General features: G+C 69.7%; 19 protein-coding genes. 13 read left to right on the forward strand and 6 right to left on the reverse strand.

The annotated features are described in order from the left end of the window. Positions 1-38: 38 nt before the first annotated feature. The 3 genes from BLQ77_RS23520 to BLQ77_RS23530 all read right to left on the reverse strand — a co-directional run bounded on the left by BLQ77_RS23520 (position 39) and on the right by BLQ77_RS23530 (position 5026). Entirely contained in the window at positions 39-941 is a 903-nt protein-coding gene (locus BLQ77_RS23520; RefSeq protein ID WP_089963252.1) for a LysR family transcriptional regulator, read from the reverse strand. Positions 942-1062: 121 nt separating this feature from the next. Further along, complete coding sequence (locus tag BLQ77_RS23525; RefSeq protein WP_008883284.1) at positions 1063-3810, reverse strand: [protein-PII] uridylyltransferase; 2748 nt, start codon at positions 3808-3810, stop codon at positions 1063-1065. A gap of 19 nt (positions 3811-3829) precedes the next feature. After that, complete coding sequence (locus BLQ77_RS23530; protein WP_089963254.1) at positions 3830-5026, reverse strand: penicillin-binding protein activator; 1197 nt, start codon at positions 5024-5026, stop codon at positions 3830-3832. A 90-nt stretch (positions 5027-5116) separates the two neighbouring features. Here BLQ77_RS23530 and rsmI point away from each other — a divergent pair, with 90 nt between their 5' ends. The 4 genes from rsmI to BLQ77_RS23550 all read left to right on the forward strand — a co-directional run bounded on the left by rsmI (position 5117) and on the right by BLQ77_RS23550 (position 8431). Beyond that, complete coding sequence (rsmI, locus tag BLQ77_RS23535) at positions 5117-5992, forward strand: 16S rRNA (cytidine(1402)-2'-O)-methyltransferase (protein WP_089963255.1); 876 nt, start codon at positions 5117-5119, stop codon at positions 5990-5992. Positions 5993-6051: 59 nt separating this feature from the next. After that, the gene (locus BLQ77_RS23540) at positions 6052-6537 is read left to right on the forward strand and encodes a YraN family protein (protein WP_311135905.1); all 486 of its coding nucleotides are present in this window, start codon (positions 6052-6054) and stop codon (positions 6535-6537) included. 62 nt (positions 6538-6599) lie between these two features. Further along, positions 6600-7535 carry a glutathione synthase gene (gshB, locus tag BLQ77_RS23545; RefSeq protein ID WP_089963257.1) on the forward strand — a complete coding sequence of 312 codons (936 nt, stop codon included), beginning with the start codon at positions 6600-6602 and terminating at the stop codon, positions 7533-7535. Next, on the forward strand, positions 7532-8431 hold the full coding sequence (locus BLQ77_RS23550) for an alpha/beta hydrolase fold domain-containing protein (protein WP_089963259.1): 900 nt from the start codon (positions 7532-7534) through the stop codon (positions 8429-8431). Before gshB ends, BLQ77_RS23550 begins: the two co-directional genes overlap by 4 nt. Here the strand turns inward: BLQ77_RS23550 and BLQ77_RS23555 are convergent. Both BLQ77_RS23555 and BLQ77_RS23560 read right to left on the reverse strand, forming a co-directional pair. Further along, positions 8401-9915, reverse strand: coding sequence for a YifB family Mg chelatase-like AAA ATPase (locus tag BLQ77_RS23555; protein WP_089963261.1), 1515 nt, complete (start codon positions 9913-9915; stop codon positions 8401-8403). The genes BLQ77_RS23550 and BLQ77_RS23555 overlap by 31 nt on opposite strands. A gap of 119 nt (positions 9916-10034) precedes the next feature. Continuing rightward, the gene (locus tag BLQ77_RS23560; RefSeq protein WP_089963263.1) at positions 10035-10901 is read right to left on the reverse strand and encodes a glutathione S-transferase family protein; all 867 of its coding nucleotides are present in this window, start codon (positions 10899-10901) and stop codon (positions 10035-10037) included. Positions 10902-11155: 254 nt separating this feature from the next. Between BLQ77_RS23560 and BLQ77_RS23565 the strand changes: the two genes are divergently transcribed. The 8 genes from BLQ77_RS23565 to BLQ77_RS23600 all read left to right on the forward strand — a co-directional run bounded on the left by BLQ77_RS23565 (position 11156) and on the right by BLQ77_RS23600 (position 19497). Beyond that, on the forward strand, positions 11156-12034 hold the full coding sequence (locus BLQ77_RS23565; protein ID WP_008883446.1) for an RNA polymerase factor sigma-32: 879 nt from the start codon (positions 11156-11158) through the stop codon (positions 12032-12034). Further along, a complete protein-coding gene (locus tag BLQ77_RS23570) occupies positions 12031-12849 on the forward strand; it encodes a ChaN family lipoprotein (RefSeq protein WP_089963265.1) in 819 nt (272 codons plus the stop codon). The genes BLQ77_RS23565 and BLQ77_RS23570 overlap by 4 nt, the downstream gene beginning before the upstream one ends. Positions 12850-12906: 57 nt before the next feature. Next, positions 12907-14115, forward strand: a complete 1209-nt coding sequence (gene coaBC, locus BLQ77_RS23575) for a bifunctional phosphopantothenoylcysteine decarboxylase/phosphopantothenate--cysteine ligase CoaBC (RefSeq protein ID WP_089963266.1) — start codon at positions 12907-12909, stop codon at positions 14113-14115. Between the two features lie 38 nt (positions 14116-14153). Continuing rightward, the gene (gene dut, locus BLQ77_RS23580; RefSeq protein ID WP_089963268.1) at positions 14154-14609 is read left to right on the forward strand and encodes a dUTP diphosphatase; all 456 of its coding nucleotides are present in this window, start codon (positions 14154-14156) and stop codon (positions 14607-14609) included. Further along, positions 14609-15670 (forward strand): HesA/MoeB/ThiF family protein, encoded by a 1062-nt coding sequence (locus BLQ77_RS23585; RefSeq protein WP_089963270.1) that lies wholly within the window; start codon positions 14609-14611, stop codon positions 15668-15670. The genes dut and BLQ77_RS23585 overlap by 1 nt, the downstream gene beginning before the upstream one ends. A gap of 74 nt (positions 15671-15744) precedes the next feature. Further along, on the forward strand, positions 15745-16533 hold the full coding sequence (locus BLQ77_RS23590; RefSeq protein ID WP_089963271.1) for a transporter substrate-binding domain-containing protein: 789 nt from the start codon (positions 15745-15747) through the stop codon (positions 16531-16533). Between the two features lie 25 nt (positions 16534-16558). Further along, positions 16559-17350 carry an amino acid ABC transporter permease gene (locus BLQ77_RS23595; RefSeq protein WP_089963273.1) on the forward strand — a complete coding sequence of 264 codons (792 nt, stop codon included), beginning with the start codon at positions 16559-16561 and terminating at the stop codon, positions 17348-17350. 125 nt (positions 17351-17475) lie between these two features. Next, positions 17476-19497, forward strand: coding sequence for a M3 family metallopeptidase (locus tag BLQ77_RS23600; protein WP_089963275.1), 2022 nt, complete (start codon positions 17476-17478; stop codon positions 19495-19497). A 45-nt stretch (positions 19498-19542) separates the two neighbouring features. Here BLQ77_RS23600 and BLQ77_RS23605 read toward each other — a convergent pair whose 3' ends face one another. Beyond that, positions 19543-20535 carry a TraB/GumN family protein gene (locus BLQ77_RS23605; protein WP_089963276.1) on the reverse strand — a complete coding sequence of 331 codons (993 nt, stop codon included), beginning with the start codon at positions 20533-20535 and terminating at the stop codon, positions 19543-19545. Between the two features lie 153 nt (positions 20536-20688). On the opposite strand from BLQ77_RS23605, the gene BLQ77_RS23610 reads away from it, so the two are divergent. Further along, complete coding sequence (locus BLQ77_RS23610) at positions 20689-21348, forward strand: DUF2161 domain-containing phosphodiesterase (RefSeq protein ID WP_040383672.1); 660 nt, start codon at positions 20689-20691, stop codon at positions 21346-21348. The last annotated feature ends 6 nt before the right edge of the window (positions 21349-21354 follow it).

Raw genomic sequence — 21354 nt, forward strand, 5'->3', positions numbered from 1 at the left:
TTCCGATACCGCTTCTGCAACGCCGCGTTGGCGTCGGATTATCGAACGTTCTTGTAGGTTTGCGCCGAGCGGATGAATTCCCGGGTGGCGGGCGAGAGCGGCGCGCCCTTGCGCCAGACCACCCCCACCTGCACAACCGGCAGGCTTCCCGACACGTCGCGCGACACGATGCGGTCGCCTTCCAGCGACCAGCGGCGGTAGACCAGTTCCGGCAGGATGGCGATTCCTGCGCCGGTCGCCACGAGCGAACGCACCGCCTCGACCGAGCGGGTGCGGAACGCCACCCTCGGGCGGGCGCCAAAGGCCGAGAGCAGCCTGCGGGTGGCCTCCTCGATCTCGTCCACGCGCAGCATGATGATCGGTTCGTCCACGAGGTCCTCGATGGAGACCGAAGTGCGGGTCGACAGCTCGTGGCCGTTGGGCAGCCAGAGCTGGTAGGGCGAGGTGTCGATGATCTCGGTCTGCAGCGCCATGCGGTCGCGCATGTTGGTGGTCACCATCACTGCCGCGTCGAGCTCGCCGCCGATCAGCAGGTGCTCGAGATACTCGCCGCTGTCCTCGAGCGCGGTCACCTCGACGCCGGGGTTGGCGCGTCGGAAGCGCGAGAGGATGTCCGAGAGCACGTAGCCCGCCACCAGCGAGGTGACGCCCACGTGCAGCTTGCCGCTGAGCCGGTCGGGATCCTTGGAGAGCGACAGCCGCGCGTCCGAGACGCTGCCGAGGATGCCGGTCGCATGGCGCAGGAACTGGTGGCCCTTCTGGGTGATGTCGAGCCCGCGCGGGTGGCGCTCGAAGAGCTGCACGCCGAGATCGGCCTCGAGCTCGCGGATCGCCTCGGTCACCGCCGATTGCGAGATCGCCAGCGCCTGCGCGGCCCCCGAGACCGTGCCGCTTTCGGCGACGGCGAGAAAGTACCGCAGCTGTCTGAGTGTGAATGCCATGCGCTCCGCCCCTGCCTGTGCGCGTCCCTAGGTGCGTGTCCGTAGGAGCGCCCCCGGGCGGCAGCAGACCGCCCGATGCCGGCAGATGCAAGCCCGCCGCGTCACGGCGGGCCCGCCGGGGTCAGTTCTGGGCGATGCGCTTGGCGCCCGCCTCCATGGCGGCGCGCAGGCGTTTCTCGAGCGTTTTCTGCTTGGACGGAGTGTAGAACTTCAGCCCGAACATGTCCTTCACGTAGAAGGTATCGACCACCTGCTCGCCATAGGTCGCGATGACCGCGCTGGCGATGTAGACGTTGGTCTCCGCCAGCGTCCGGGTGAGGTCGTAGAGCAGCCCCGGCCGGTCGCGGGTGTCCACCTCGATGATCGTGTAGATCTCGGACCCCTCGTTGTCGAAGGTGATCGAGGTCGGCACGGTGAAGGCACGCTCGCGCTTCTTGATCTTGCCCTTGGACAGGATTGCCTCGCGCGGCTTCACCTCGCCCATGAGCGTCTTGCGGATCATGTCGCGCAGGCGGCCGAGGCGGTTCTGCTCGTAGGGCGAGCCGTCGGCATCCTGGATCCAGAAGGCGGCGGTGGCGTAGCCGTCCTTGGAGGTGAAGGTGCGCGCGTCCACGACGTTGGCACCGACCAGCGACAGCGCCCCGGCGAGACGCGAGAAGATGCCCGGATGATCCGAGAGGGCAAAGCAGACGCGGGTGGCGTCGCGGTCCTCGTCGGGGTGGATGTCGATCCGGATCTCGTCGCTCTGGATGTCGCGCAGGAGACGGGCAAAGACCTCGTGGGCAGTGAGGTGCAGCCCCTGCCAGTAGGGTTCGTAATGGCGGCCGGTCTCGACCCGCAGGTCCTTGGCATCCCAGTCGGCGAGCGCCTCGCGAAGGGCCTTCTTGGCCTCGGCGCCGCGGTTCTCGCGGTTGAGCGCCTCCATGCCGTCCTCGAGCGCGCGCCTGGTTTGCCGGTAGAGCCCGCGCAGCAGCGCGGCCTTCCAGTTGTTCCAGACGCCCGGGCCCACGCCGCGGATGTCGCAGACGGTCAGCACGGTGAGCAGGTCGAGCCGTTCCTTGGTCTGCACCGCCTTGGCGAAGTCGCGCACCGTGCGCGGGTCGGCGATGTCGCGCTTCTGCGCCATGTCGGACATCAGCAGGTGGTAGCGCACCAGCCATTCCACCGTGGCGCATTCGGTCTTGGTCAGGCCCAGACGCGGCGCCACCTTGCGGGCGATCTGCGCGCCCAGCACCGCGTGGTCCTCGTCGCGGCCCTTGCCGATGTCGTGCAGCAGCAGCGCCACGTAGAGCGTCTTGCGGTTCACGCCCTGCTTGAGGATGGTCGAGGCGACCGGCAGTTCCTCGACGAGATCGCCGTGCTCGAGTTCGCTCAGGTTGCGGATGCACTGGATGGTGTGCTCGTCCACCGTGAAGCTGTGATACATGTTGAACTGCATCATCGCCACGATGGGCTCGAACTCGGGGATGAAGGCGGCCAGCACGCCGAGCTCGTTCATCCGCCGCAGCGAGCGCTCGGGGTTGCCGTGCTTGAGCAGCAGGTCGAGAAAGATGCGCCGCGCTTCCTTGTCGTTGCGCATGTCGTCGTCGATCAGGTGCAGGTTCGCCTTGACCAGCCGCATGCCGTAGGGGTGCAGCAGCAGCCCGGTGCGCAGGCCTTCCTCGAAGAAGCGCAGCAGGTTGAGCTTGTCCGACAGGAAGGCGGTGTCGTCCGAGATCGCGAGCCGGTTGTGCACGACCTCGTAGCCGTCCTTGACCTGCGGGCCGCGCTTGAACATCCGCATCAGCAGCGGCGCGTCCTTCTGGTGCTCGGCCTCGAGCGAGGTCAGGAAGATCCGCGTCAGGTCACCGACGGCGGTGGCGTGGCGGAAGTAGTCCTGCATGAACCACTCGACGGCGCGGCGACCGGGCCGGTCGACATAGCCCATGCGGTCGGCGACCTCGACCTGCATGTCGAAGGTCAGCTGCTCGACGGCGCGCCCGGCGACGAGATGCAGGTGGCAGCGCACCGCCCAGAGGAATTCCTCGGCGCGCATGAAGGTCAGGTATTCCTCGCGCCGGAACACGCCCACGCGCACCAGCTCCTGCGCGTCCTCGGTGCGGTGGATGTACTTGGTGATCCAGTAAAGCGACTGCAGGTCGCGCAGCCCGCCCTTGCCCTCCTTGACGTTGGGCTCCACCACGTAGCGCAGGCCCTGCTTGCGGTGGCGGCTGTCGCGCTCCTCGAGCTTGGCGGCCACGAAGGCGCGCTCGGTGCCCTTGAAGAGCTCCTTCCAGAGCCGGGTCTCGAGCTCGCGCGCCAGCGGCTCGTAGCCGATGATGAACCGGGTCTCGAGCATCGCCGTGCGGATGGTGTAATCCTCGGTGCCGAGACGCAGGCAGTCCCTCACTGTGCGCGAGGCGTGGCCGACTTTCAGCTTGAGGTCCCAGAGGATGTAGAGCATCGACTCGATGACACTCTCGGCCCACGGCGTGATCTTCCACGGCGTCAGGAACAGCAGGTCGACGTCGGAATAGGGCGCCATCTCGCCGCGGCCATAGCCGCCCACCGCCATCAGCGTGAGGCGCTCGCCTTCGGTCGGGTTGCGCAGCGGATGGATGCGTTGGGTCGCCACCTCGTAGACCAGCCGGACGATGCCGTCGGTCAGCCAGGCATAGGCCTCGGTGGTGGGGAAGGCGGCACGGGGGCGCTGTTCGAAGGCCCGCTCGATGACGTCGCGCCCGTCGCTGCGGGCCTGCGAGAGAATGCGCACCGTGGCGGCGCGGATCTGCGCTTCGGTCTCGGCCTCGTCGGCAGCGGCGAACAGCGCCGTGCGCAGGGCCGGGAGGTCGAGGATGCGCGATGCCGGGGCAATCAGGTCCTCCGGCATCGCGTCAAGCGTCCTGTCTTCAGAAGCCTGCGCCGGAGAAGCTTGAGGGGGCAGGGTCAAGGATCACCATCTGGTTGTTTCTTACCGTGGCCACCGCCAGCCCGCGCTGGTTCGTGCCGTCACTCTTCAGGCGGAATACACCCCCCGTGCCCTGAAAACCAGCCGATTGCGTCAGGGCGCGGCCGGTCAGCGCATCACGGCGGCCCTGCTTCACCAGCGCGCCGACGGCGGCGATGCCGTCGAAGGCGAGACCGGCGAGCGGGTGCGGCGCGGCACCGTAGGCGGCGCTGTAGCGGGCCGAGAAGTTCTGCTGCATGGACTGGTTCGGCAGGGTGAACCACGCGCCCTCGGCACCGGGGTAGCTGAAGAGCTCGGGCTTCACGTCCCAGCGGGTCAGGCCGATGTACTGGTAGGTCGACGGGTCGAGCCCGTTCTCGGGCATCACCTGCAGCAGCAGCGGCATCGCGGCGTTGGTGGCGTCGGTGGTGATGAAGACCGAATCCGCGCCGGCGTTGGAGGCAACTTGCGCCATGCCCTGCGCGGCGTTGGTCACGCCGTCGACGCTGAGCGGGTAGGACTGCACCGCCGCCACGCTCACGCCGTTGTGCGACGCGGCCTGCTGGATGGCGTTGCGGCCGAACTGGCCGGGCACGTCGTCCGAATGCATGATGGCGACCTTGTTGCGGCCCTGGCGCCGGGCGTAGCCGAGCAGACGGTCGGCGGTGTTCTCGAAGGTCGGTCCGAGCACGAAGAGGTTGCCGCCGGCGATCGAGGGGTTGTTCGAGAAGGCGAGCACATTGATGCCCTCGTCGGCCACCACCTTGCTTGCCTCCACGGCGACCTCGCCGCGCAGCGGTCCGAGGATGATCTTGGCGCCCTCGTCGACGGCGCGCTGGGCCTGCGCGGCGGCGGTGGCCCCGGAACCGGCGGTGTCATAGACCGCGAGCTCGATGTTGACCCCGTCGAGATCGGCGATGGCGAGACGGGCGGCGTTCTCGAGGTCGCGGGCGATGCTCGCCGCCCCCGAATCGCTCTGTGGCACCAGCAGGGCCACGCGGACCGGGGCGCCGGGGTCGATGTCGGGACCGCCGCGCCCGGCGGACCCGCCGCCCAGATCGGTCATCGTTGGGACGTCGCAGGCTGCCAGCAGGCCGGCGCTTGCGACGACGGCAGCGGTGCAGAGCGCCTTGCGGGCGCGGGTCAAAACGGCGAACATGGTGGTGGAACTCCCTCGCATGACGGCGCGGGTTTCGCTCCCGCGCGGCTTTGCGCCTGATCATAGTCCAGCAGGAAGGTGGGTCCAGAAATGAATCCGGAAAAGGGCGGATTGGCGCCGGGCCTCTACATGGTCGCGGTGCCGATCGGTAACGCGCGCGACATCACCTTGCGTGCGCTCGACATCCTGCGCGACGCCGAGGTGCTGGCGGCGGAGGACACCCGCAGCCTGCGCCGCCTGCTCGAGATCCACGGCGTGCCGCTGGGCGACCGGCCCTGCCTCGCCTACCACGACCACAACGGCGACCGCATGCGCCCGCGTCTGCTCGAGGCGCTGGCCGTGGGCCGCAGCGTCGCCTACGCCTCCGAAGCGGGCACGCCGATGATCTCGGACCCGGGCTTCGACCTGGTGCGGGCCGCGCGCGAGGAGGGCCTGCCGGTGACCGCCGCGCCGGGGCCGTCTGCGGTGATCACCGCGCTGACCATCGCCGGGCTGCCGACCGACCGTTTCCTGTTCGGGGGCTTCCTGCCCAACACCCGCTCGGCCCGGCGCAAGGGATTGGAAGAGTTGCGCGCGGTGCCCGCGACACTGGCCTTCTACGAGTCGCCGCGGCGGGTGGGCGAGATGCTGGCCGACGCCGCGGAGACGCTCGGCGCCGGGAGGCGGGCGGCGGTCTGCCGGGAGCTCACCAAGCGCTTCGAGGAATGCCGGACCGGTACGCTCGAGGAGCTCGCCGCCTTCTACGCCGACGCCACGCCCAAGGGCGAGATCGTGGTGCTGATCGAGAAGGGCGATTCCGAGAAAATTAACGAGTCTGACTTAGACCAGTCCCTGCTCGAGGCGCTCGAGACGATGTCGGTCCGCGATGCGGCCGATGCGGTGTCCGGGATGTTCGGTGTCAAGCGCAGGCCGGTCTATCAGCGCGCCATGGCGCTCGCCAGGGACAGGTCCGCCCCGGAAGACTGACCAGACGGACCGACGTGAGGAACTGATGACGTGACGAACTGACCCGGGGAACGGTGCCGATGTGTCTGCAACTTGCCTTCGACTTCTCCGCACCCTTGCCGGTGGCAGACCCTTCGGCCGCCCCGGCGCCTGACCGGGCGGCCCCTGTGCATGTGCCAGCCACGGGCAATGCCGAGCTCGATCGCCGCCGCGCCCGCGGTGCTTGCGGCCACCTCGCCGGGCTCTCCGCCGAAGCGCGCATCGCGCAGGATTACGAACGGCGCGGCTATCGGCTCGCCGGGCAGCGCTGGCGCGGTCGCAGCGGAGAGATCGACCTCATTCTGCGCGATGGCGACGGGCTCATCTTCGTCGAGGTCAAGAAGAGCCGCAGCTTTGATCGTGCGCTCGAGCGTCTGTCCTCGCGCCAGATCCGCCGGTTGATGAAAACTGCCGAGGAATACGTCGGGCAGGAACCGCGCGGCTCGCTGACCGACATGCGCTTCGATGTGGCGCTGATGGACGCGCATGGCATGATACGGGTGCTCGAGAACGCCTTCCTCTCCTGAGCGGGCATTGCCTCTCGCCGGGCACTGCGCCATGTATGGCGAAAGCCAGCGCGGGAGACCCCATGAAGATCGCCTTCCAGATGGACCCGATCGGTCCGATCGACATCAATGCCGACAGCACCTTCCGGATCGCCGAAGAGGCGCAGGCGCGCGGGCACGAGCTGTTCTACTACACGCCGGATCACCTCTCCTTCCAGGAAGGGCGGATTATGGCGCGGGGTCATGCGCTGACGGTGCAGCGGGTCAAGGGCGACCACGCGCAGCTCGGGCCGCTGGAGCTGGTCGACCTCGCCGGGTTCGACGTGGTCTGGCTGCGGCAGGACCCGCCCTTCGACATGCACTACATCACCACCACGCACCTGCTCGAGCGGCTCGCCCCGGCGACGCTGGTGGTGAACGACCCGTTCTGGGTGCGCAACTCGCCCGAGAAGCTGCTCGTCCTCAACTTCCCCGAGCTGACGCCGCCCACGACCGTCGCCCGCGACCTCGAGACCATCCGCGAGTTCAAGGCCCGGCATGGCGACATTATCCTCAAGCCGCTTTACGGCAACGGTGGTGCGGGCGTGTTCCGCCTCGACGAGAACGACCGCAACCTGAGCTCGCTCTACGAGCTCTTCACCGGGTTCTCGCGCGAGCCGCTGATCGTGCAGAAATACCTCCCGGCGGTCACCAAGGGCGACAAGCGGGTCATTCTGGTCGAAGGCGAGCCGGTCGGCGCGATCAACCGCGTGCCCGCCGCCAACGAGGTGCGGTCTAACATGCATGTGGGCGGGCGCCCCGAGAAGGTCGAGCTCACCCCGCGCGACCTCGAGATCTGCGCTACCATCGGGCCCGTCCTGCGCGAGAAGGGGCAGGTCTTCGTGGGCATCGACGTGATCGGCGACTGGCTGACCGAGATCAACGTGACCTCGCCCACCGGGATTCAGGAGCTCGAGCGCTTCGACGGGATCAACGTGGCCGAGAAGATCTGGCAGGCGGTCGAAGCCCGCCGCGGATGAGCCGGCGGCTCGCCGCCCTCAACCTGTTCCTGCGCCATGCCGTGAAGCCGCGGCTGGCGCGCACCTCCGGGCCCGAAGAGGCCGCCGCGCAGTTCGAGACGATGGCGCGGCTGGCGCTCCGGGCCCCTCCCTACCTTCGCGACATTGCGCGGCCCGGCGGGCTGCACTGGATCAGCGCCGGACCCTGTCGGATGGACCGGATGATCCTCTATTTCCACGGCGGCGGCTACATCGCCGGCAGCCCCGCGACGCATCGGGGCATGATCGGGCGGCTGTCGCTGCTCTCGGGGCTCGAGATCTGCGCGCCGGACTATCCGCTGGTGCAGGAGGCCCGCTTTCCCGCCGCCTTCGAGGCCGCGGCGGTGGCATGGGAACGTTGCCGGATGCTGGGCCATGCGCCGAACCGCATCCTGCTCGCGGGCGATTCCGCCGGCGGGGGCCTCGCGCTGGCGCTGCTTGCGCATCTCCTGCAGCGGGGCGAGCGCCCGGCCGGCGCGGTGACCTTCTCGCCCTGGACAGACCTCGCGATGACCGGTGCCAGCCTCGGGCGCAACCGTGACGCCGACCCGTTCCTCCCGGTCGACCGTATCGGCGAGCTCGTGGGCATCGTCTGCGCCGGCGCCGATCCGCGCGACCCGCGGCTCTCGCCGCTCCATGCCGCGTTCCCGGACTGCCCGCCGGTGCAGATCCATGTCTCGGAAACCGAGATCCTCGCCGACGACGCCACTCGCATGGCGGCGCGGCTGGAGGCCCAGGGCGCGCGGGTCGATCTCCGGACCCACCCGTCCGCACCGCATGCCTGGCCGGTATTCGACGGCTGGATCCCCGAGGCACGCGCCACGCTGCGCGCCGCGGCGCGCTTCGCTCAGGCGTCCCTTGGCGAGACCAGCCGGTAGCTCAGCGCCTCGGCGACATGGGGGCGGCGGATGGTGTCCTCGTCCGCGAGGTCGGCGATGGTGCGGGCGACCCGCAGCACGCGGTGATAGCCGCGCGCCGACAGGCCGAAGCGGTCGGCGGCGCGCAGCAGCAGCTCGCGGCTCTCGCTGTCCGGCGTGGCGATCTCTTCGAGCACGCGCCCCTCGGCATCGGCATTGGTGCGCAGCGCCGCATCGGTCCCGAAGCGCGCGGCCTGCCGCAGGCGCGCCGCCCCGACCCGCGCGGCGACGGTGGCGGTATAGTCGCCCGAGGCGGGCAGGTCGAGGTCGCGGAAGGCCACGGGCGGGACCTCGATGCGCAGGTCGAAACGGTCCATCAGCGGCCCCGAGATGCGCCCGAGATAGTCCTCGCCGCAGATCGGCGCGCGCGAGCAGGCCCGGCCCGCGTCGGTGAGATAACCGCATTTGCAGGGGTTGGCGGCAGCGACCAGCAGAAAGCGGCAGGGATACATGACATGGGCGTTGGCACGCGACACCATGACCTGCCCAGTCTCGACCGGCTGGCGCAGGGTCTCGAGCACGGCGCGCGGGAACTCGGGGAACTCGTCGAGGAACAGCACGCCGTTGTGCGCGAGGCTGACCTCGCCCGGTCTGGCGCCGCGCCCGCCGCCGATGATCGCCGCCATGGAGGCGGTGTGATGCGGCTCGCGGAAGGGGCGCAGGCGCGAGATCCCGCCCTCGGAGAGCAGCCCCGCCAGGGAGTGGATCATCGAGGTCTCGAGCGCCTCGCGCGGGCTCAGCCGGGGCAGCAGCCCCGGCAGGCGCGCGGCGAGCATCGACTTGCCCGAGCCCGGCTCTCCCACCAGCATCAGGTGGTGGCGTCCGGCGGCGGCGATCTCGAGCGCGCGCTTGGCCCGTTCCTGCCCCTTCACGTCGCGCAGGTCACGCAGCTGGCCGGGGGCGGGGATCTCGCCGGGCTCGGAGGGCGCGATGGGTGCGTCGCCGGTGTAGTGGCGCACCACGTCGGCAAGGGTCCGCGCGCCCAGCACCCGGCAGTCGCCGACCCAGGCCGCCTCGGGCCCCGAGTCGCGGGGGCAGAGCAGGGTGCGCTCGGTCTCGGCGGCGGTCATCGCGGCGGGCAGGGCGCCGGGCACGGCGACCAGCGTGCCGTCGAGCGCCAGCTCGCCAAGCGCCATGGTCCGCGCGATCTCATCCCCCGGCAGGATTTCGAGCGCGGCGAGCAGCCCCAGCGCGATCGGCAGGTCGAAATGCGATCCCTCCTTGGGCAGGTCGGCGGGCGAGAGGTTCACGGTGATGCGCTTCGAGGGCATCGCGATCGACATGTTGCTGAGCGCTGCGCGCACCCGTTCGCGCGCTTCGGAGACCGCCTTGTCGGGCAGGCCCACGATGGCAAAGCCGGGCACGCCCGCAGTCACGGCGCATTGCACCTCGACCGGGCGCGCGTCGACCCCCTCGAAGGCCACGGTATAGGCATGCGCGACCACTTCCCACCTCATCGTCAGGCATCACGGGAGGATGCGCGACAGATGGTTAGCCAATCGTTAACGACACCGGGCGGCGCGGGGAGGGGGGGCGGTGCCGCCCGCGCCGGGCAGGCCTCCGTTCACAGAAGGGCGGTGAAGGCGGGCCAGGACGTCGGGTCGGCCATGGTCATGTCGCGGCAGAAGGGGTTGCAGAAGCCGAAGACGCGGCCGTCCATCTCGAGCAGGTCGGTGACCGGCTCGCCGGAATAGGGGCAGGCGGCGTTCTCGGGCGTGCCGGTCTCGACCGCGCGGGCGGGACGCGGCGCAGGCCCGGGCCACTCGCCCTTGTCATGCGGGCGGTCGTACCACGGCAGGTGCTCGCCCCGGGCAATGCCCATGGCGCGCCAGCGGCGGAAGGCCGGGTCGGCGAGGTGCTCGGCCACGTAACCTGCCGCGGCGGCTCCCACCGGGAGTCCGTAGCCCGCGATGCGCGCCGCGACCGGGGCGAAGAACGCGTCCGCCGCGCTGTAGCGCCCGAAGAGCCACGGCCCGCCATCGCCGAACCGCCCGCGGGCGAAGGCCCAGAGCGCCTCGATCCGGGCGAGATCGGCGAGGGTCTCTTCCGAGGGCGTGAAGCCCGTGTAGGCCGCCTGCAGGTTCATCGGGCATTGCTCGCGCAGGGCGCCGTAGCTCGAATGCATCTCGGCGGCCATGCTGCGGGCGGTGGCGCGCGCCGCCGCATCCGAGGGCCAGTGCCCGGCCTCGGGATGGCGGCTGGCCAGTTCCTCGGCCATGGCCAGGCTGTCCCAGATCACCGTTCCGTCGTCGGTGACAAGCGCCGGGACGGTCCGGGCAGGGGCGATCCTGGCAACCTGCGTGGCCACGGGGCCGTGAAGGAAGGTGATGTTCTGGACCGAGAAGGGAAGGCCGAAGCGCTCCATGAGCAGCCATCCGCGCAGCGACCAGCTGGAGTAGGTGTAGTCCCCGAGAATTAGGCAATCGCCCATCGTCCGCTCCCTCGATCAGCGTGTTTCCAGAGATTTAGCGCGGATCTCGCGCCCGCGGAAATTCCGATTTGTGGGGTCGGGCATCACCCTCCGTCATGCGGGGGTCATGCGCGGCGGGCAGGTTCCCAAAAAAGTGCCCGTTGCCGGAAACCTTTTCCGGACTAGGGGCGTTCAGATCATGTGGCACCGTTCGGGACGGGGTCGCGAAACACGGCGGAAAACGCCGTCCTGAGCAACGACGACGGGGAATGCCGATGAACACCGAGACCTTCAACGACCAGACCTTGTCCCGCCGCGCCATGAAGGCCGAGCTGCTGGATGCCGAGACCGAGCTGCGCCTTGCCTACGCCTGGCGCGACCAGCGCGACGAGGCGTCACTGCATCGTCTGATCAACGCGTACATGCGCCTTGCGATCTCCATGGCGTCGAAGTTCAAGCGCTACGGCGCGCCGATGGGCGACCTCGTGCAGGAGGCAGGGCTGGGCCTGATGAAGGCAGCCGACAAGTTCGACCCCGACCGGGGGGTGCGCTTCTCGACCTATGCGGTCTGGTGGATCAAGGCCAGCATCCAGGATTACGTGATGCGCAACTGGTCGATGGTGCGCACCGGCTCCACCTCTTCGCAGAAATCCCTGTTCTTCAACATGCGCCGGGTGCAGGCACGGCTCGAGCGCGAGGCCGCCGCCGAGGGCAAGACCCTCGAGCGTCACATGCTGCATGCCGCCATCGCCCAAGAGATCGGCGTGCCGCTCTCGGATGTCGAGATGATGGAAGGCCGTCTCTCGGGCTCGGATTTCTCGCTCAACGCGACGCAGTCCTCGGACGAGGATGGGCGCGAGTGGATCGACACGCTTGAGGATGACGGCGAGCAGGGCTCCAGCGTGGTCGAAGGCCGACTCGACAATGCCCAGCTGCGCGAGTGGCTGGTGGTTGCCATGTCGGCGCTGAACGACCGCGAGCGTTTCATCGTGCGCGAGCGCAAGCTGCGCGACGAGACCCGCACGCTCGAGAGCCTCGGGCAGGAACTTGGCCTCTCGAAAGAGCGAGTCCGGCAGCTCGAGGCCGCGGCCTTCGCCAAGATGCGGAAGTCGCTTGAAGCGCAGTCGCGCGAGGTGCAACACTTCCTCGCATGATGCGCAATTCCAGCTTGATCGCACCGCTCCTCGCAGCGTGCTTCGCCGCGTCCGCCGTTCTGGCGGACGACGGCGAATTTTCCGACGCCCAGGTGATTTTCCTCGGCGAAGTCCACGACAACCCGGCTCATCATGCCCGGCAGGCCGAACTGATCGCCGAGCTCAAGCCGGTTGCGCTGGTCTTCGAGATGCTGACCACCGACCAGTCGGCGCTGATCCATCCCGAAGATCTCGAGAACGAGGCGGGACTGGCCGAAAAGCTCGACTGGGAAAACTCCGGCTGGCCGGAGTTTTCGATGTATTTCCCGATCTTCACCGCGGCCCCCGGGGCGGCGATCTTCGGCGCCCAGCTCCCGCGCGAGGAAGCGCGGCGGGTCTCGGGCGAGTCGCTCGACCGGGTGTTCGGGCCGAGCGCGGGCTTCTACGGCCTCGACGAGCCGCTGCCCCCGGAAGAGCAGGCCATGCGTGAGACCATGCAGATGGCCGCCCATTGCGACAGCCTGCCGCTCGAGACGCTTCCCACAATGGTGGGCATCCAGCGCCTGCGCGACGCGCGGCTGGCCGAGACCGCGCTCGAGGCGCTGTCGATGCACGGAGGCCCCGTGGTGGTGATCACCGGCAACGGCCATGCCCGCACCGACTGGGGGGCGCCTGCGCTGCTCAAGCGCGCGGCGCCCGAGGTCACCGTTGCGGCATTGGGGCAGGGCGAGACCGGCTCCGAGGGGCCGGACGGCACCTTCGATCAGGTCGAGGAAACCGCCGGGGTCGAGCGTGACGACCCCTGCAAGGCCTTCGAGAAGCCGCCAGCCAATTGAGTCTTCCCGGCCCGCGCCGTAACAGTAGGGCAGCTTGGGTTGGGAAAGGCGGGCGACATGCTGTCGGGCAAACGCATCCTTCTGATCATCGGTGGCGGGATCGCCGCCTACAAGGCGCTGGAGCTGATCCGGCGCCTGCGCGAGCGCGGTGCGGCGGTGACGCCGGTGATGACCGCTGCCGCCGAGCAATTCGTGACGCCGCTCTCCGTCGGTGCGCTGGCGGGCGAGAAGGTCCACGGCGCGCTCTTCGATCTCACCAGCGAGGCCGAGATGGGGCACATCCAGCTCTCGCGCGTGGCCGACCTGGTGCTGGTGGTGCCGGCGACCGCGGACCTGATGGCGAAGATGGCGCAGGGGCTCGCGGGGGATCTTGCCTCGACGCTGCTTTTGGCCACCGATACGCCGGTGATGATCGCCCCCGCGATGAACGTGCGCATGTGGCAGCACCCGGCGACGCAGCGCAATCTCGGCCTGCTGAGGGGCGATGGTGTGACGGTGGTGGGCCCGGACGACGGCGACATGGCCTGCGGTGAATTCGGGCCCGGGCGCATGTCCGAGCCGCACGAGATCCTCGCCGCGGTCGAGCGGGCGCTGGCGGACGGACCGCTGCGCGGGCGCCGCGTGGTGGTGACCTCGGGCCCCACGCACGAGCCCATCGACCCGGTGCGCTACATCGCCAACCGCTCGTCGGGCGCGCAGGGCACGGCCATTGCCTCGGCGCTGCGCGATCTTGGGGCCGAGGTGGTCTTCGTGACCGGCCCCGCCGATGCGGCGCGGCCCGCGGGCGTTGAGGTCATCGAGGTCGAGAGCGCGGTCGAGATGCGCGCCGCGGTGCTGGGCGCGCTGCCCGCCGACGCGGCGGTCTTCGCGGCGGCGGTGGCGGACTGGCGCGTGGCGACGGCCTCGGACAGCAAGATCAAGAAACAGGCGGGGCGGCTCCCGGTGCTGGAGTTCACCGAGAATCCCGACATCCTCGCCGAAGTGTCGCAACTCCCCGAGGGGCGGCCGGGTCTGGTGGTGGGATTCGCTGCCGAGACCGACGACGTGGTGGCCCATGCCACCGCGAAGCGGTTGCGCAAGGGCTGCGACTGGATCCTCGCCAACGACGTGAGCCCCGCGACGGGAATCATGGGCGGCAGCGAGAACGCGGTGGTGCTGATCTCGGACGACGGATCCGAGGCCTGGCCACGGATGGGCAAGCGCGCTGTGGCCGAACGGCTGGCGCAGCGCATCGCCGCGGCGCTGGGCGCGCCCGCGGCAGAGTGACGTCAGAAATCCACGGAAAGATGAAAGGGCAGGGGCACATGGTTTCCATCGCTGTGCAATGGGACGAGGGCGCGGACAGGTCGCTGGGCCTCCCGGTCTACGCGACCGAGGGCGCGGCGGGTGCCGATCTGCGGGCCAACCTCGCCGATCGCGGCAGGATCGAGCTGGCACCGGGGCAGCGGGCGCTGGTGTCCACCGGCCTGCGGCTGGCGATCCCCGAGGGCTGGGAGGTGCAGCTGCGCCCGCGCTCTGGGCTGGCCCTGAAGCACGGCATCACGCTGCCCAACGCGCCGGGCACCATCGACAGCGACTATCGCGGCCCGCTGGGCGTCATCGTGATGAACGCGGGCGACGCGCCCTTCACCATCGCCCATGGCGACCGCATCGCGCAGATGGTGGCGGCGCCGGTGGTGCAGGCCGGGTTCGAGGTGGTCGAGGAGCTGCCCGAGACCGTGCGCGGCACGGGCGGCTTCGGCTCGACGGGCATCGGCTGATGCTGGTGGTGCTGGCGCTTGCCGCGGCGATCTGGGGGCTGGGCTGGGTCATGGGCGCCTCGCGCTCGGCGCGGGGCTACATGCTGGCGCTGCTCTACGTCGCCGTGCTGGCGCTGCATCTTTTGCTGCCGGACGGCCACCCGCTGCGGCAGGCGACCGGCGAGAGCGAGGCATTCTGGCTGATCCTCGGCGGCTTCGCGGCCATCGCGCTGGCCTATGCCTTCGTGCTGCGCCGGGTGAAGGCTCGGGCGGATGCTCAGGCCGAGGCGCGCGCCGAGGCTGCAGCCCCGGCGGCGCCGGCGCGCAAGCCGGGCTTCTCGGGTGCCGAGCTCGAGCGCTATGCCCGCCACATCGTCCTGCGTGAACTCGGCGGGCCGGGGCAGAAGGCCCTGCGAGAGGCCAGGGTGCTGGTGATCGGCGCCGGAGGGCTTGGCGCACCGGCGCTGCAATATCTCGCCGCGGCGGGGGTGGGCACCATCGGCGTCATCGACGACGACGTGGTGGAGAACGCCAACCTGCAGCGGCAGGTGATCCACAGCGACGCGCGGATCGGCATGCCCAAGGTGTTCTCGGCCAAGGAGGCGATGGAGGCGCAGAACCCCTATGTCGAGGTGCGCCCGTATCACCGGCGACTCGACGCCCCGACGGCGGAGGCGCTTTTCGCCGAGTATGACGTGATCCTCGACGGCACCGACAACTTCACCACCCGCTACCTCGCGAACGCTGCCGCCGTGGCGGCCGGCAAGCCGCTGGTCTCGGGCGCTTTGAGCCAGTGGGAGGGGCAGCTTTCGGTCTTTGCCCCCGCGAATGGCACGCCCTGCTACCAGTGCCTCTTCCCGGAGGCGCCGGCGCCGGGGCTTGCGCCCTCCTGCGCCGAGGCCGGGGTGCTGGGGCCGCTGCCGGGGGTCGTGGGCGCGATGATGGCGGTGGAGACGGTGAAGCTGATCGCCGGGGCCGGGCAGCCGCTGCTGGGCGAGATGCTGATCTACGACGCGCTCTGGGGCGAGACCCGCAAGATCGCCCTGAAGCGCCGTCCCGACTGCCCGGTCTGCGGCGGCTGAGCGCCGCGCCCCGGCGCTTGCGCTTGATCTGCGGCTTGCCATACTGGCCCGGAACCTCACCGGAGTTGCCCGTCATGAAACCTGTCTTCCACGCCGTCGCCGCCCTTATGCTGACCGCCGCCCCGCTCGCGGCGCAGGAGCTGCCGGATCTCGGCGGGCGCGAGATCGTGGTCGCGACCGAAAACGCCTATCCGCCGCTGCAGTTCGTCGATCCCTCGAGCGGTGACGCCATCGGCTGGGAATACGACGCCATGGCCGAGATCGCCGGGCGGCTGAACCTGACGGTGGTCTACGAGACGACCTCGTGGGACGCGATGATCCCCGCGGTCTCGGAGGGGCAGTACGACATGGGCATGACCGGCATCACCATTCGCGACGACCGCGCCGAGGTGGTGGATTTCTCGGACCCCTACATGCGCTCCGAGATGGTCATGCTGGTGCGCGGCGACGAGGAGCGCTTCACCGACGCCGCGAGCTTTGCCGCGGACGACGACCTGCTGATGGCGGCGCAGCCCGGCACGACGCCCTTCTACGTGGGGGTCTACGACGTGCTCGACGGCGACGAGGCGAACCCGCGCATCCGGCTTTTCGAGACCTTCGGGGCCGGGGTGCAGGCGCTCAGGGTGGGCGACGTGGATCTCGTCCTGACCGACGGCACCGCGGGCGAGGGCTACGTGGCGGCCTCGGACGGCGGGCTGAAGATCGTCGGAGACAAGCTGGGGACCGAGGATTTCGGCTTCATCTTCCCCAAGGGCTCGGAGCTGGTGGCGCCGATCAACGCGGCCATCGCCGCGCTGCAGGCAGACGGCACGCTGGATGCGCTGAACACCAAGTGGTTCCTCGACTACAAGCTCGGCGAGTGAGGGCTCGGGCAGAGGCCTTCCCGGCGTGACACCCAAGCGCGACAACGACTTCCCGTGGTGGCTGGTGGCGGTGTTGGCGCTCGGGGCGCTGGGCTACGGCGCGGTGCTGGCGGACGAGCTGCAGGCGCAGATCCTCGCGACGCTGGCGAAGGGCGTGCAGGTCACCGTCTTCGTGACGCTGGTGAGCTTCGCGCTGGCCTCGGCGCTGGGCATGGGCGTGGCGCTGATGTCGCTCTCGGACCACCGCCTGCCACGGCAGCTGGCGCGGTTCTACACCGAGATCGTGCGCGGCATCCCGATGCTCGTGCTGCTGCTCTACGTGGCCTTCGTGCTGGCCCCGGCGCTGGTCGAGCTGCGCAACTGGGCGCTGGGATGGCTCGGGGTGGAGCCTGCCCGGACACGGGACTTCCCGATGGTCTGGCGGGCGATCCTCGCGCTTACCATCGGCTATTCCGCCTTCATCGCCGAGGTGTTCCGGGCCGGGCTCCTGTCGGTCGACGAGGGCCAGGTCGAGGCGGCGCAGGCGCTCGGGCTCTCGCGCTACCAGCGCTTCCGGCTGATCGTTCTGCCGCAGGCGATCCGCACCATCCTGCCGCCGCTCGGCAATGATTTCGTTGCCATGGTCAAGGACAGCTCGCTGGTCTCGGTGCTGGGGGTGCTGGACGTGACGCAGCTGGGCAAGGTCACGGCGGCGGGGAATTTCCGCTATTTCGAGACCTACAACGTCGTGGCGCTGATCTACCTGACCATGACCATCACGCTGTCGCTGGCGCTGCGCCGGCTCGAGGCGCGGCTGCGCGAGACTCCGAAGGGCTGAGCCCGTGGCCGGTGGCGGATGCCTCCGGCGGGGATATTTGGGGCCATTGGAAGGGCCGGGCGCGGCGCGGGATTGCAGGGGGCGGGACGGGGACATAGCTTTGGGGGGAACAAGGAGTTTCATCCATGACCAACCCGCTGCTTGCCGACTGGGACACGCCGTTCCGCATCGCGCCCTTCGACCGGATTTCCGACGCCGATTTCGCCCCCGCCTTCGAGGAGGCGCTGGCCGCGCACCTGGCCGAGATCGAAGCCATCGCCGACAACCCCGACCCCGCGAGTTTCGCCAACACCATCGAGGCGATGGAGGGCGCGGGCGAGGGGCTCGACAAGGTGCTCTCGGTGTTCTTCTCGGTTGCGGGCGCCGACAGCAACGATGCGCGGCAGGCGCTGCAGCGGGAGTTCTCGCCGAAGCTTGCGGCGCATTCCTCGGCGATCTATGCCAACGCGGCGCTGTTCGCGCGCATCACCGACCTGTGGGAGCGGCGCGACGATCTTGGCCTCTCGGAGGAAGAGGCGCGGGTGCTCTATCTCACCCACCGCGGCTTCGTGCGGGCGGGGGCGGCGCTGACCGGCGCCGAGGCAGATCGCATGAAGGAGGTGAAGTCGCGGCTGGCGGTGCTGGGCACGCAGTTCACCCAGAACCTGCTGAAGGACGAGGCGGCGTGGTTCATGCCGCTGGCCGAAGCCGATCTCGAGGGGCTGCCGGGTTTCGTCGTGGACGCCGCGCGTTCGGCCGGCGAGGCGCTGGAGCAGCCGGGGCCGGTGGTGACGCTGTCGCGCTCGCTCATCGTGCCCTTCCTGCAGTTCTCGCCGCGGCGTGACCTGCGCGAGAGAGCGTTCCGCGCCTGGGCCGCGCGGGGCGAGAACGGCGGGGAGACCGACAACCGCGGCATCGCCGCCGAGACGCTGGAGCTGCGCGAGGAGCGGGCCAGGCTGCTGGGCTACGAGGATTTCGCGCAGTTCAAGCTTGAGACCGAGATGGCGGGCACGCCGGGGCGGGTGCGGGAGTTGCTGATGCAGGTCTGGGAGCCCGCGCGCGCACAGGCCCTGAAGGACGCGGCCGAGATGGAGGAGATGCTGCGCGAGGACGGCATCAACGACGCTTTGCAGCCGTGGGACTGGCGCTACTACGCCGAGAAGCGCCGCAAGGCGCTGCACGATCTCGACGAGGCCGAGCTCAAGCCCTACCTGCAGCTCGAGCGCATGATCGAGGCGGCCTTCACCTGTTCCAGCCGTCTTTTCGGGCTCGAGTTCAAGCCGCTCGACGTGCCGCTCTACCATCCCGATTGCCGCGCCTGGGAGGTGTCCCGCAACGGCAAGCACCTCGCGGTCTTCATCGGCGACTATTTCGCCCGGGCCTCCAAGCGGTCGGGGGCATGGTGCTCGGCGATGCGCAGCCAGGCCAAGCGGCCGAAGCTCGAGACGCCGATCGTGGTGAACGTCTGCAACTTCTCGAAGCCCTCCAAGGGCAAGCCCGCGCTGCTCTCCTACGACGACGCCCGCACGCTCTTCCATGAGTTCGGCCACGCACTGCACCAGATTCTTTCGGACGTCGAGTTCGGCTCGGTCTCGGGCACCTCGGTGGCGCGCGACTTCGTGGAGCTGCCGAGCCAGCTCTACGAGCACTGGCTCGAGGTGCCCTCGGTGCTCGAGGAATTCGCCACCCACGCCGAGACCGGCGCGCCGATGCCCAGGGCCCTGCTCGACAAGGTGCTGGCGGCGGCGACCTTCGACATGGGGTTCCAGACGGTGGAATACGTGGCCTCGGCGCTGGTGGACCTGGAATTCCACTCGGGCCCCGCGCCGGCGGACCCGATGCGCAAGCAGGCCGAGGTGCTCGAGCGGATCGGCATGCCGCAGGCGATCACCATGCGCCACGCCACGCCGCATTTCGCCCATGTCTTCTCGGGCGACGGCTATTCCAGCGGTTACTACAGCTACATGTGGTCCGAGGTGATGGACGCCGACGCCTTCGCGGCCTTCGAGGAAGCGGGCAGCGCCTTCGACCCGGAGACGGCGAAAAAGCTCGAGAAATTCATCCTGTCCAAGGGCGGCTCGCGCGAGGCCGAGGAGCTTTACACCAGCTTCCGCGGCCGGATGCCCGGCGTCGAGGCCCTGCTCAAGGGGCGCGGCCTCGCTGCCTGACCCGGCTGGCGCGGGGGCCGGGCGCCCCCGTGCCCGTCCCGGACATCAGAAAGCTTCGCGGGTGATCGTGAAGCCTTCGTCTTCGAGAAGCTGCAGAACGCCATCCTCGCCCGGCAGGTGGGCGGCACCGAAGGCCGCGACCACGGGTGCCTCGCTTTCGGCGGCGGTTCGCAGGAGGATGGGCAGCCACGCGTGGTTGCGCCGGGCCAGCAGCGCGTCGGTGGACTCGGCCATCAGGGCGCTTGCCTCGTCGGGCTCGTAGAGCCCGGTGCGGGTCATCAGGATCTCGGAGAACTTCCACATCTCGCCCGCCTGCTCGTCGAAATAGGCGGCGATGGTGGTGGCGAAACTGTCGGCATCCTCCTCGCCGCCGGCGGCAAGGCTGGCGCCCATCATCTCGATCTGCTCGTCGAGCGGCTCTTCGTTGAAGAGCGCGAAGATCGTGTCATAGGGCTCGAGCGCCACCGTGGGCACGTCCTGGGCCGTGGCCAGCGCCTCGAGCCGCACGTCGAGCCCGTCCTGTTCCTGCATGGCGGTGGCGGCGCAGGCGGGAATGGCCAGCATCATCGACAGGTACCAGGGCCGCATCTTGGCGGCCATCACCGCCGGAACGCCGCGCGCCCGGGCGGCTTCGGCCAGCATCTGCCAGTCCTCCTCGGGCATCAGCTCGGGCAGGGTCTGCTCGGTGAGCAGCAGGAGCTCGGGCCGGGTGGTCATCGCCTCGATGAGCTTGTCCTGCTCGGTCTTCGGCAGCTCCAGCAGCAGGGCACCGGCCTCGGCGATCACCGGCTGCAGCCGCTCGAACGGGGCGTCGAGCCGCGGATCGCTCAGGTGCAGGGTGCCGACGAGGTGGATCACCTCGTCGCCGCGCTCGGCGCGCCAGCGGTTGCCCTCGGGGTAGGGCATGTCCTGCATCAGTGCGTCGAGGCGGGCGCGCTCGTCCCCGGTCAGCGTGAGGCGCAGGTCCTCGCCCTCGCACTGGGCCTGCGCGGCGACGGGGGCAAGCAGGAGGGCGAGGGCAAGAAGGGCGCGACGCATGGCAGGGGACCTTTTACGTGGAACATTCAGCGCGACGCTAGCGCGTTTGGCGCGGGACATGAAGCAGATGCCACGCCGCCGGTGCGCGGGTTTCCGAGGGGCGCGCCGGGCGGGGGATGGACAGTGGCGGGGCGCGCGGCCACTCTGCGCGCTATGGAGCGGGAAAGCGAACTCTATGCGCCGGTCAAGGCGCTGCTGGCGGGGCAGGGCTACGACGTCAAGGGCGAGGTCGGCGCTGCCGATCTGGTGGCCGTGCGGGGCGACGAGGAGCCGGTCATCGTCGAACTCAAGCTGCGGATTTCGCTGGCGCTTTTTCATCAGGCTGTGGCCCGGCTGTCGGTCTGCGACGCGGTCTACATCGCGGTGCCGAAGCCCGGCGGACGCAGCGCGCGGCGGGCCCTGCGCGACACCCTCGCGCTTTGCCGGAGGCTGGGGCTCGGCTTCATCACCGTGCGCGACGGGCGGGCCGAGGTGCAGTGCGATCCGGGGCCCTATGCGCCGCGCCGCAACAAGGCCAAGCGGGCGCGGCTTCTGCGTGAATTCCAGCGGATCAGCGGCGACCCCAACGACGGCGGCGCCACCCGGCACGGCATCGTCACCGGCTACCGGCAGGAGGCGCTGCGCTGTGCTGCGCACCTGGCCGAGCATGGCGCCTCGCGCGGGCGGGACGTGGCGGCGGCGACCGGCGTCAAGCTGGCGACGCGGCTCATGGCCGACAACCATTACGGCTGGTTCGAGCGCGTCGAGAAAGGCATCTACGCGCTGACCGAGACCGGCCGGGCCGGTCTCGTGCACTGGGCCGACAGCTGGTGACGCGGG

This window comes from Salipiger thiooxidans (assembly GCF_900102075.1).
Classification (GTDB): domain Bacteria; phylum Pseudomonadota; class Alphaproteobacteria; order Rhodobacterales; family Rhodobacteraceae; genus Salipiger; species Salipiger thiooxidans.